The following is a 10,624-nucleotide window of genomic DNA, read 5'->3' as shown; positions in this document are numbered from 1 at the left end:
CGCCACCTCCCTCAGCAACTCCCCCAACGGCATCGAAAGCTCCGCGTCCAGCTCCGCCATCGCCGCCACCGTCGCCTCCCACTCCGCCTCGATCCGCGGCAGCAGGGCACGGGCCTTCGGCGTGAGACCGACCAGGCGGCGGCGGGCGTCCAGTGGGTCGGGGGTGTGGGTGACCAGGCCCGCGCGGGCCATCTGCGCCGCCGTCTGGCTCGCGGCCGAGTGCGTGACGCCCACTGACGCGGCCAAGTCGCGCACGGACAGCGGGCCTTCGGCCAGGAGTGCCCGTACGACCGGGGAGAAGCGGGGCCGGTAGTCGGGGAGCCCCTGCTCCTCGTAGACCTTGGCCACGTCGCCGTCGAGCAGCTCCAGGACGTGGCGGAGGAGAGTGCCTACGGCGATCGGATCCGGGTGATTCCTCGCGCTGTTCACGCTGTTAACCTAACAGCGCTGTTACATCACCGGAGGTCGAGGAGGATGCGTCACACATGGCCGGGCTCTATCCCCCCGTCGACCCGTACGAGCACGGCATGCTCGACGTCGGCGACGGCAACCGCGTGTACTGGGAGTGTTGCGGTAATCCGGAGGGCAAGCCCGCCCTCGTGCTCCACGGCGGGCCCGGGTCCGGGGCGGGGCCGTTCTGGCGTCGGCTGTTCGACCCAGCGGCTTACCGCATCGTGCTCTTCGACCAGCGCGGGTGCGGGCGCAGCACACCCGACGCAGCCGATCCGCGGACGTCACTCGCCGCCAACACCACCCCGCACCTGATCGCCGACATCGAGCTGCTGCGGCGGCACCTCGGCATCGGGGAGTGGCTCGTCATGGGCGGCTCCTGGGGCGTGACCCTCGCGCTGGCCTACGCCGAGCAGCACCCGGGACGCGTGTCCGAGCTGGTCCTCTTCAGCGTCACCAACACCACCCGACGGGAGGTGGAGTGGGTTACCCGGGACATGGGGCGGATCTTCCCCGAGGAATGGGTTCGGTTCCGTGACGCCGTCCCCGAGGGGGAGCGCGACGGCAGTCTGGTGGATGCGTACGCCCGGATGCTCTCCGACCCCGATCCGGCCGTACGGGAGCGGGCGGCGCGGGAGTGGTGCCGGTGGGAGGACGTGCACGTGTCCACGCACCCCGGGCACAAGCCTGATCCCCGTTACGAGGACCCGGACTTCCGGCTGCGTTTCGCCCGCCTCGTCACGCACTACTGGCGGCACGCCGGCTTTCTGGAGGACGGGGCGCTGTTGCGCGACGCCGGGAAGCTCGCCGGCATCCCCGGCGTGATGATCCACGGGCGGATGGACATCAGCGGTCCTCCGGACGTCGCCTGGCGGCTGGCCCAGGTGTGGCCGGACGCGGAACTCGTGCTGATCGGCGAGGAGGGGCACGGGCTGTCGGGCGATGCCACGACGGAGGCGGTGCTGGCGGCGACGGACCGGTTCCGGCCGGTCCGCTCCGCATGAAAGCCCCCGCCTGAGTGACCTGTCACCGGCTCCCGGCCGGCCGCTTGGCACCGCACGTCGCCAGACTGCACCACCGGCGCCGCCCGCTCTCGTCGAGGAACAGCCAGCCGCAGTCCCGGCTGGGGCAGCCGCGGACGGTGAAGCGCCGCGGGTCGGCGAGCAGGTCGCCCGCGCTGCGGGCCACCGCGCAAACGGGCAGGCGCAGACCGGCCGACGGCGACGGCTGCCAGCGTCCGAGACCGTCCCCGCCACGCGTGAAGACCGACAGACGCGCGGCGTCCTCCACCGCCGCGGCCACCGCCTGGAACGCCCGGCCGTCCTGCGGATCGGTCAGGCAGGCGTACAGGTCCGTACGCAACCGCCGGGCCTCGTCGAGGACGGCCGCGGCCTCGGCCGGCTGCCGCAGGGCCTGTTCGCGCAGCCGGGTGACCTGCCGCTCCTCGATCAGGTCGAGGTGACCGGCCCATACGGCGAGCGTGGCGTACCCGCGCAGCCAGTCCGACCCGGGCAGTCGCTCCCCGCCCCACCCGGCGTAGGTGTTGCAGAACTCCAGCGCGGGATGTCCGCTCGTACTCCACGGCAGCCACTGGTCGCCGACCCGGACCGCGTAGACGGGCCCGGGGGTCCGGTCCAGCCGGGGGTCGGCGCGCAGGATGCGCTCGTGGAGCGTGCGCAGTTCGCGCCCGGGCTCGATGCCGAGTTCGTCCGCCAGCAGGTCGCGGGTGCGGTCGTACAACTGGAGCGCATCGGCCTGGCGACCCATCCGGTACAGGGCGGTCATCCGGGCCCCGACCAGCTGTTCACGGGTCGGGTGCTCTTCCAGCAGCGGCGTCAGGTCCGCGGCGACACGGTCGTGCAGACCCAAGGCGAGCTGGGCCTCCGCTCGCCGCTCCACGGCGGACAGGCGCAGTTCGCCCAGCGTGCCGCCGAGGCGCGTGCGCAGCCGGTCGTCGGCCACGTCCGCGAGCAGCGGGCCGCGCCACAGCCCGAGGGCCTGGTCGTACAGGCGGATCCGCTCCGCGGGATCAGCGGAGTCCGCCGCCCGCCCGACGAGCCCGGCGAACTCCTGGGCGTCGATCCGGTGAGGGCCCTGCTCGACGGCGTAACCGTCGTGCCGCGTCTCGACGGACACCCCGTGCGGCCTGAGCGCGGCGCGCAGGCGGCCGACGTAGGTGTGGACGGTGGCGCGGGCGGCGGCGGGCGGCTCGTCGTCCCACAGCAGGTCGATGAGGCGGTCCGTCGAGACGGCGCGGCCCGCGTGCAGCAGCAGGACCGCCAGCAGGCACCGCTCCTGGCGGCGGCTGCCCACCAGCACCTGACGTCCCTCGTGGCGGGCGGCGAACGGACCGAGCAGTTGGAACTCCATGACTGTCCGGCAGCCTAACGGGACGTCGGTGGTCAGGTTTTGGTCAGAGGCCGCGGAGAGACTGACGCACGCCACTTCCTTCACACCTCTACCAGGGAGAACCATGCGACGAACCGCCCTCGCGACGCTGACACTTGCCGCCGCGCTCGTCGGGACGCAGCCCGCGTCCGCTCAGACGCCGAAGGGCTGGGAACCGGCACCCTCCGCGCCGTGGGACGTCGGCGCCGGCGTGCGGTGCGACTTCCCCGTCCACGGCGAACCCGTCGTGGACGAGGTGGTGCGGCGCGTGCTGAGCACGTATCCCGACGGCTCGGTGCGGCGGGTCGCGTACAAGGGCGATCTGGTCGTACGCGTCACGAACACCGAGACCGGCGCCTCCTACGACGCCGACGCGAGCGGTTCGGCCGTCGTCGAGCACCGGCCCGACGGCTCCCAGCGCTGGGCCGTGCACGGGCCGGTGCTCGTCGGGGTCGGCCAGGACCAGGGGAGTCTGCCGCGCGGCCTGTACCTCGTCGACGGCGTCTACACGATGGAGATCAGCCCCACCGGATACAAGTCCGTACGACTCCTGCACGGGACGACGGACGACCTGTGTGGCCGCATCGACTGAACGGACCTGCCCTTCCGGACAGCCGACACGGCTCAGTGCGCGTCGGAGGACGCCGGCCCGGGTGACGGATCCCTCACCGCTCCCTCGCGCAAGAGAGTGGACCCACCACCCCGCCCGGACGATCGTGGACGGCATGGACGATCACCGTGTGGCGCCAGTCGAGGACCTTGCCGGTTCGCCCGGCCACGTGACCGCGGGTGGTGCGGAAGCCGAGGAGATCCGCCGTTTCTGGGAGCGGCTGGGGCTTCCCGGGCTGGTCGACGTGCACACGCACTTCATGCCCGAGCGGGTGCTGCACAAGGTGTGGGACTACTTCGACGCGCTCGGGCCGATGACCGGCGGGATGGAGTGGCCGATCACCTACCGGAAGGGGGAGGCGGAACGGGCGGGTCTCCTACGGGAGTTCGGCGTGCGGGCCTTCACCGCGATGGTGTACCCGCACAAGCCGGGCATGGCCCGCTGGCTGAACGGCTGGGCGGTCGACTTCGCCCGCCGAACGCCCGACTGTCTGCACACCGCGACCCTCTTCCCCGAGCCGGACGTCGAGGCATACGTGCGGGAGGCCGTCGAGGCGGGTGCGCGGGTGTTCAAGGCGCATGTGCAGGTGGGCGCGTACGACCCCGCCGACGAACTCCTCCAGCGGGCGTGGGGTCTGCTGGCCGAGGCCCGGATCCCCGTGGTCATCCACTGCGGGTCCGGGCCCGCGCCCGGCAAGCACACCGGCCCCGAGCCGATCGCACGGGTACTGGCCCGGCACCCCCGGCTGCGGCTGGTCGTCGCGCACATGGGGATGCCCGAGTACGAGGAGTTCTTCGGCCTCGCCGAGCGGTACGGGGAGGTGCGGCTGGACACGACGATGGCGTTCACCGACTTCAGCGAGAGCTTCATGCCGTTCCCCCGCCGGGCCCTGCCCCGGCTGGCCGGACTCGGCGACCGCGTCCTGCTCGGCACCGACTTCCCCAACATCCCCTATCCGTACGTGGACCAGCTCCACGCCCTGGAACGGCTGGATCTCGGCGAGGACTGGCTGCGGGCGGTGTGTCACGACAACGCGGCAGGGCTGTTCGGGCTGTGAGGGCCTGTGAGGGCCTGTGAGGGCCTGTGAGGGCCTTTGGGAGTGAACCCCGGCACGATACCCCCGACCCAGCCGTCACCATGCGGTGCGGCAGGCCGAGGGCGTCGTAGCGGGCCGGTGCGGGAGGGAGCGCTAGCTGCCCGTCACGTCCGTCACCTTCCAGCGCTGGTTGGAGCCGGAGTTCGGCTGCCAGAGGCCGACCGAGGCGCCTTCGTTCGTGGACTGGCCTCCGACGTCCGGGAGTTGACCGGTGGCGGCGTTGACGAGGGTCCAGGTGCCGTCGCCGGTCGTGGACATGATCCACTCGGTGGCCTTGTCGCGGCGGCCCTCGTCGGGCTCGGCGACCAGGGCGCCGTCGCGGACGGCCAGGCGCTTGTCCGAGGCGGTCTCGGTGAAGACGAGCCGCTTGCGGTTGTCCGTGCCGCGGATCTGCTCCACCCGCCACTGCTGACCGCTCGGGTCGGCGGCGTTGGCGCTCTTGATGACCAGGCTCGTGCCGTTGTCGGCGATGCTGAGGTCCTTGCCGCTCTGGACGCCAGTCAGCCGGTAGGTGTGGCCCTTCTTCAGCTCGGCCGCGTCCTTCGCGACGCCGGACACGCCCTTGACGAGGAGGGACGTCACCGACTGGGCCGGCACGGTGACCGTGGCCTGCTTGCCGGAGACCCGGACCGCCTTCTGCTTCTCCAGCTTGCCGTCGGCGCTGGTCACCACGGGCGTGACGGTGGCGCGGGAGGAGACCCTGCCGAACTTCGACAGGTCGAGGGTGACCTCACGGGACTCGGTGGCGCTGTTGACGTGGACGACCGTCGCCGCGTCGCCCTTGCGGGAGACGGCCGCGGTGCTGGAGGTGTCGTCCGTCTTGATCAGCCGGTCGCCGGGCTTGATGAAGTGCGTGAAGTTGCGGGCCGTGTCGAACTTGGTGTTGGTGTAGACCGGGCAGGTCTTGAGCGTGTCCTTGGAGGTGCAGCTGAAGGGGAGCTGGATCTCACCCCAGTTGCCGCCCTTCGCGGACTCGCCGCCCGGCTTCATGTTGTCGTAGTCCTCGACGGGCTGCCAGAACACCCAGGCGCGGGGCTCCAGTTCACGCAGGTCATCGACGATGCGCTGGGCCAGGCCCAGGCCGGGCCGCATGTCCGTGAAGCTCTGGCCGTCGCCCCAGTCGCCCTCGACCTCGCTCATCCACAGCGGCTTGTCGGCGGCCTTGGCCAGGTCGCGGACGGTGGTCCGCTGGCCGGTGCCGTAGGTGTGGACGTTCATCTGCGCGACCAGGTCACGGACCTCCTGGGGGTAGGAGTTCCAGTTGGTGGCGAAGGTGCCCGGGTTGGTCTCGTCCATCGCGGATATCTCCGCGCCGCTCCTGGACTTCTCCAGGACCGGGGCGAGCGCGCGGAGCACCTTCTGCTGGAGCTCGGGGCCCATGTGGGCGCCCTCCTGGCGGCCGCCGGTCGGCTCGCCGTCCGGGCCGAGCTTGGTGCCCCAGTAGTTGGTGTTCGGCTCGTTGAACGGGTCGAGCGTGTCGACCTTGATGCCGTGCGCCTTCTCCAGCCGCTCCGTCGCGCCCACCAGGTACTTGGCGAAGTCCTCGACGGACTCCGGCTTCAACTGGTCCTTGCCCGCGTCGAAGTTGCCGGAGACATAGCCGCTCTCGGTCATGAACCAGGGCGGGGAGTTGCTGAAGGTCTCCCAGTGGGTGATGTCCTTCTTGATGCGGTCGACCCACCAGCGCTGCGTCTTGTCGGCGTTCTTGTTCCAGTCGGCCGGGTCCTCGGCGTCCCACCAGTCGACGTCCTCGCGGGTGGTGCCCGCCGGGGCCTTCCACCAGCCCTCGACCGCGCCGCCGGCCCGCAGGTAGTCCTTGACGTCCGGGGCGTTGCCGCCGCCGATGTTGTAGCGGGCGATGTTCAGCGCGAGGCCCTCGTCACCGAAGAGGAGCTTGTAGAGCTTCTCGCGGACCGCGGGCGGGTAGTCGCCGGTGGCGTTGGCGAACCAGACCAGGCTCGTGCCCCAGCCCTCGAACTTCTCCTGCTTGTAGGAGGGGTCGGGACGGACGGTGACCCCGGCCGCCTGGGCGGTGGGCTCGGCGTGCGCGGCGGGCAGGGTGGCGGTGGCCAGGATGGTTCCGGTCGCCACGGCTGTGACGCCGATGGCCCCGAGGAGCCTTCTCTTACGGGTGCGGTGTTCCATCTCGAGTACTCCAGCTCTTCTGCGTCCGCGCGTCCCGGCGGGAGCAGAGATCGGGGCCTACGTGGTGCGACTGGTACGGGGTTTGATGTGGTTCTGTGGCCTTCTCGTACGATTTCGACTAGGCAATGTTTACGTAAACATCCACTGGCGGGATGTCTACACTGTCTGAATCTCAGGGGTCAAGGAGTCGTTCCGGACCGAAATTTGCGGCTGTTGCGCGGCGAGGGAAGCGAGGGGCAGGTGGGCACAGTGGACGGTGGGAGAGAAGCCATGGGCACGAGCCGTACGAGAAGGCGTCCGGCCCGCCCCCGCCAGGGCGCGTCCATGGCCGACGTCGCCCGGCTCGCCGGCGTCTCCTCCCAAACGGTCTCCCGCGTCTCCAACGGCTTCCCGGGCGTCACCGAGGACACCCGCCGGCAGGTCCTGGCCGCCATGCGGGAGCTGGGCTACCGCCCCAACAGCGCCGCCCGGGCGCTCAAGCGCGGCGAGTTCCGCACCCTCGGCGTGATCACCTTCTCCCTCTCCACCATGGGCAACATCCGCACCCTGGAGGCCATCGCCACCTCCGCGGCCCAGCACGGCTACGCCGTCACGCTGCTGCCCGTCGCCGTCCCCACCCAGGACGAGGTGAACGGTGCCTTCTCCCGCCTGGGCGAACTCGCCGTGGACGCCGTGATCGTCATCATGGAGATCCATCTGCTGGACGCGGCGACGGTCTCACTGCCCCCCGGTGTGCAGGTCGTCGTGGCCGACTCGGACGCCGGTGACCGCTACACCGTGGTCGACACCGACCAGGCGGGCGGCGCCCGGGACGCCGTACGGCATCTCCTGGACCTCGGCCACGACACGGTGTGGCACCTGGCCGGCCCGGAGGGCTCCTTCGCCGCCCAGCGCCGCGCCAACGCCTGGCGCGACACGCTCACCGCGGCCGGCCGCGTCCCGCCGCCCCTGGTCCGGGGCGACTGGTCGGCCGAGTCCGGCTACCGGGCCGGGCTGCGGCTGGCCGACGAGCCGGACTGCACGGCGGTGTTCGCGGCCAACGACCAGATGGCCCTGGGCCTGCTCCGGGCCCTGCACGAACGCGGCCTGCGCGTCCCCGGCGACATCAGCGTCATCGGCTTCGACGACATCCCCGAGTCCGCGTCCTTCCTCCCGCCCCTCACCACCATCCACCAGGACTTCGCCGAGGTGGGGCGGCTGTGTGTGGAGGGGGTGCTGAGCAAGATGCGGCAGGACGGGGAGGGGCATGGGACGACGCTGGTGCCTACGCGGTTGGTGCGGCGGGAGAGTACGGGGGTGCCGGGGCGAGACCGGCGAGGTGAGGAATCACGCCCACCGTTCCTCCCCGACGCGTAAATTTCTGGCCGGTCCCACCTGACGCCCTCAGATGCTCACGGCTCGCCGCGCCCGGCTGATCACACGCTGGGCGGCCGTCCCGTACACGGCGGCCTCGTCGAGGGTCTCCCAGACGCGTGAGTACAGGGCGATCGTGTCCGCGTCGTCCAGCCACAGTTCGGCGTGCCAGTCCTCGACGACGACCAACCGGTCATCGAAGATCCAGAACGGATTCGCCGGCGGAAGCCGCAGAGCGGCGTCCAGGGGCACGATCCCGAGGCGGACGGTGTCCATGCCCACGACGCCAAGGAGACGATCCAACTGGGCCGCCAGGACCGAAGGAGGGCAGACCTGAGCGCGCAGTGCGCCCTCCCACATCAGCACATGCAGCCGCTTGCCCGGTCGGTACAGCCACTCCTGCCGCCTCATGCGCGCCCGGACGGCGTCCTCCGCGTCCCTGGGCGAGTTCTGCAGCGCCGCGTACTCTTCGAAGATGTGCCGGGCGTAGTCGGCGGTCTGAAGCATGCCGTTGACGGCGTTGTTCTCCCACACGGTCAGGGTGCTTGAGCCGTCGACCAGCGTCTTCCACGTCTCCTGCACCGGCCGGTGGCCAGCGGCGAGCTGCCGCCGCCATGACCGGATGTGGCTCTCGAAGCCCTTCAGCCGGCCGTGCAGCTCCTGGAACACCTCGGGCTGCCCTGTGGCGTCCGCCCACGCCCGGAGATCTTCGGCCGTGGGGGTCTGTCTGCCGTTCTCCAGCTTGCTGATCTTCGACTGGGGCCAGCCGAGCTGCTCTGCCAGATGCGTACCGGTGAGACGGCCGTGAGGGCTGTCGACACGCAGTTCCCGGAGCCGACGCCCCAGATCCTCGCGTGCTTTCTGGTAGTCCGTGCTCACCGGTACCCGACCTGCGTTCCGTTCCCTACTCGCCCAGCTCCGCCGCGAACTCCTCGTACGGCACCGCGTGATGCCAGGCGGCATCCCGGACCACGGAGTAGCGCACCACCTCTGAGGGTTCCGTGATCACCTCCACGTCCACGAGCTGGTCGTCGTCGTCGAACCGCAGCCGAGCCACGAGCCGGCTGTCGAACAACCAGTAGTCCTCTCCGGGGAGTTGGAGCCGATCCGCCTCGGAGCGATGCAGGTTGCGGATGTCCTCGCCGAGAGCGCTGTTCCGCCTCGCGTTGTCGAGCAGGTAGAGCTGCCCCGTGGTCGGCGGCTGGTCCACGATCCGCACCCGCTCGACCCGCTTGCCCTGCGCGGTCTGCGAGCGGATCAGCTCGCAGTACGGCTCATCGGGGTCCCACTCGGCAGCGCCCGTCTCGGTGAACTGGCGGTAGGTGTCCGTCTCCTCGTCGCTGGCGTACCGGCGGCGCGTCTCCAGCCGCCATGCCGTGTGCCTGAACGTCCGGAAGAGGTCCTCGAACTCGTCCAGGCCGATGATCCTTGCTTCTCGCGTCGCGTCTTTGGGCGTCCAGTCCACCAGTACCTCACGGGGGACGACCACGGCCACCTCACCCTCCGACAGGTGCTGGAGCCACCTCTCGTGTCGCCCGTAGAAGCCCTGGCCGGACCAGGGTCTCTGTGGCTGCACGGGAATGTCGAGGGATCTCGGTCTGTCGCGTGAGAATAACGAAGAATATTCCTGCCCCCGTCCAACTCCCGTTCTCTACGGTCGTGTCCGGAGTCAGGGAGAGTCGGGAGACGCGAGGCTGGACTGCGCCCCCGTGAAGGGATGCGAGACCTGCCAGTCCAACTGGAAGCAGCTCAACGTGTGTAAGGAGGCAGGGGACATCACCCAAGCAGCCCGACATGCGACCAGGGTCCGGGATCACGCCGGGGGCGAGCACTCATGACGATGGACATGCAGACGTACCGCGACGGGCGCAAGGAGGCCACGGACGCGGCGGAGGCCATCCGGGAAGCCCTGGCCGGTCTCGGCTTACCCGAGAGTGTCTGGGGCAGCGTGCGCCCCATGGTCACCCGCAGCGGCAAGCCGTACGTCCATCTCGGCATGGTCCGCGCGGACGCGGCGGAGAAGATGGCCGAGGCCATGCGGATTCCGGCCGAGCCCGCTGAGTAGCCCGGCTGCGTTGCCTTGCCTCCGGTGGTGCGGCGGCGTGTTTCGCCGGATCGAGCAGGGCCCGCCGACCTTGTAGCAGGCGACCTCAGCCACCACCCCCCGGCGTCACCAGCCCCGCCTCGTACGCCACGATCACCGCCTGGGCCCGGTCGCGGAGCTCCAGCTTGGCGAACAGGGGAGACGGACCCGGTCACGGTCCTGGCCGAAGGCCTCGACCACCCCGTGGACGTCACGCTCGACGCCGACGGGCGCTGCTACGTCAGCGACGACCGGCGCGGTGCTGTACTGCGCATCGACGACGGCGAGTCGGTGCCGGTCGCGGACGGCCTCGGCGCCTAGGGGCTCCGCTGTCCACGGCGACGAACTCTTCACCGTGGACACCGCGAACCGCCGGCTCTGGTCGGTCTCCCTGACGACGGGCGGCACCCGCGTCGAGGCCGAAGACCTGGCGGTCGGCAGCAAGCCCCGCCCGGCCCCGGCCCTCTTCACCCACGGTCTGCCCGGCGTGGCCCTCGAG

General features: G+C 70.8%; 10 protein-coding genes and 1 pseudogene. 5 read left to right on the top strand and 6 right to left on the bottom strand.

The genetic code is table 11. The features are described from left to right. Positions 1-429 (bottom strand): MarR family winged helix-turn-helix transcriptional regulator (locus CA983_RS33275; RefSeq protein ID WP_244207200.1); only part of this gene is annotated, 429 nt, incomplete at its 3' end. A gap of 56 nt (positions 430-485) precedes the next feature. Here CA983_RS33275 and pip point away from each other — a divergent pair. Beyond that, positions 486-1,454: a prolyl aminopeptidase gene (gene pip / locus CA983_RS33270; RefSeq protein WP_086604507.1), complete on the top strand. Its 969-nt coding sequence runs from the start codon at positions 486-488 to the stop codon at positions 1,452-1,454. Positions 1,455-1,476: 22 nt separating this feature from the next. Here the strand turns inward: pip and CA983_RS33265 are convergent, their stop codons facing one another. Beyond that, positions 1,477-2,820 (bottom strand): BTAD domain-containing putative transcriptional regulator, encoded by a 1,344-nt coding sequence (locus CA983_RS33265; RefSeq protein ID WP_086604506.1) that lies wholly within the window; start codon positions 2,818-2,820, stop codon positions 1,477-1,479. 103 nt (positions 2,821-2,923) lie between these two features. On the opposite strand from CA983_RS33265, the gene CA983_RS33260 reads away from it, so the two are divergent. Further along, on the top strand, positions 2,924-3,430 hold the full coding sequence (locus tag CA983_RS33260; protein WP_086604505.1) for a hypothetical protein: 507 nt from the start codon (positions 2,924-2,926) through the stop codon (positions 3,428-3,430). Between the two features lie 133 nt (positions 3,431-3,563). Then, entirely contained in the window at positions 3,564-4,505 is a 942-nt protein-coding gene (locus CA983_RS33255; RefSeq protein WP_086604510.1) for an amidohydrolase family protein, read from the top strand. A gap of 132 nt (positions 4,506-4,637) precedes the next feature. On the opposite strand, the gene CA983_RS33250 is transcribed toward CA983_RS33255, so the two are convergent. Further along, positions 4,638-6,689 (bottom strand): glycoside hydrolase, encoded by a 2,052-nt coding sequence (locus CA983_RS33250; RefSeq protein ID WP_086604504.1) that lies wholly within the window; start codon positions 6,687-6,689, stop codon positions 4,638-4,640. 324 nt (positions 6,690-7,013) lie between these two features. On the opposite strand from CA983_RS33250, the gene CA983_RS33245 reads away from it, so the two are divergent. Next, positions 7,014-8,045: a LacI family DNA-binding transcriptional regulator gene (locus CA983_RS33245; protein ID WP_086604503.1), complete on the top strand. Its 1,032-nt coding sequence runs from the start codon at positions 7,014-7,016 to the stop codon at positions 8,043-8,045. A 27-nt stretch (positions 8,046-8,072) separates the two neighbouring features. Here CA983_RS33245 and CA983_RS33240 read toward each other — a convergent pair whose 3' ends face one another. Together CA983_RS33240 and CA983_RS33235 are read right to left on the bottom strand one after the other, a co-directional pair. Then, positions 8,073-8,921, bottom strand: a complete 849-nt coding sequence (locus tag CA983_RS33240) for a helix-turn-helix domain-containing protein (RefSeq protein WP_086604502.1) — start codon at positions 8,919-8,921, stop codon at positions 8,073-8,075. 25 nt (positions 8,922-8,946) lie between these two features. Further along, the gene (locus tag CA983_RS33235) at positions 8,947-9,618 is read right to left on the bottom strand and encodes a DUF6879 family protein (protein WP_244207198.1); all 672 of its coding nucleotides are present in this window, start codon (positions 9,616-9,618) and stop codon (positions 8,947-8,949) included. 258 nt (positions 9,619-9,876) lie between these two features. On the opposite strand from CA983_RS33235, the gene CA983_RS33230 reads away from it, so the two are divergent. Then, a complete protein-coding gene (locus CA983_RS33230) occupies positions 9,877-10,107 on the top strand; it encodes a hypothetical protein (protein WP_244207197.1) in 231 nt (76 codons plus the stop codon). An 85-nt stretch (positions 10,108-10,192) separates the two neighbouring features. On the opposite strand, the pseudogene CA983_RS48390 reads toward CA983_RS33230, so the two are convergent. Then, positions 10,193-10,282 (bottom strand): annotated as a pseudogene (locus CA983_RS48390) (DNA-binding response regulator); the annotation flags it as partial. Positions 10,283-10,624: the final 342 nt, after the last annotated feature.

The organism is Streptomyces swartbergensis, assembly GCF_002148965.1.
In the GTDB taxonomy this organism is placed as follows: domain Bacteria; phylum Actinomycetota; class Actinomycetes; order Streptomycetales; family Streptomycetaceae; genus Streptomyces; species Streptomyces swartbergensis.
Note: the sequence above shows the minus strand (reverse complement) of the source record. Positions and strands in the feature narration are given on the sequence as shown.

Excerpts from the sequence above, each read along its gene's own strand:
- CA983_RS33250 (WP_086604504.1), bottom strand. The coding sequence starts at position 6,689 with ATGGAACACCGCACCCGTAAGAGAAGGCTCCTCGGGGCCATCGGCGTC.
- CA983_RS33230 (WP_244207197.1), top strand. The coding sequence starts at position 9,877 with ATGACGATGGACATGCAGACGTACCGCGACGGGCGCAAGGAGGCCACG.
- pip (WP_086604507.1), top strand. The coding sequence starts at position 486 with ATGGCCGGGCTCTATCCCCCCGTCGACCCGTACGAGCACGGCATGCTC.
- CA983_RS33265 (WP_086604506.1), bottom strand. The coding sequence starts at position 2,820 with ATGGAGTTCCAACTGCTCGGTCCGTTCGCCGCCCGCCACGAGGGACGT.
- CA983_RS33255 (WP_086604510.1), top strand. The coding sequence starts at position 3,564 with ATGGACGATCACCGTGTGGCGCCAGTCGAGGACCTTGCCGGTTCGCCC.
- CA983_RS33260 (WP_086604505.1), top strand. The coding sequence starts at position 2,924 with ATGCGACGAACCGCCCTCGCGACGCTGACACTTGCCGCCGCGCTCGTC.
- CA983_RS33245 (WP_086604503.1), top strand. The coding sequence starts at position 7,014 with ATGGCCGACGTCGCCCGGCTCGCCGGCGTCTCCTCCCAAACGGTCTCC.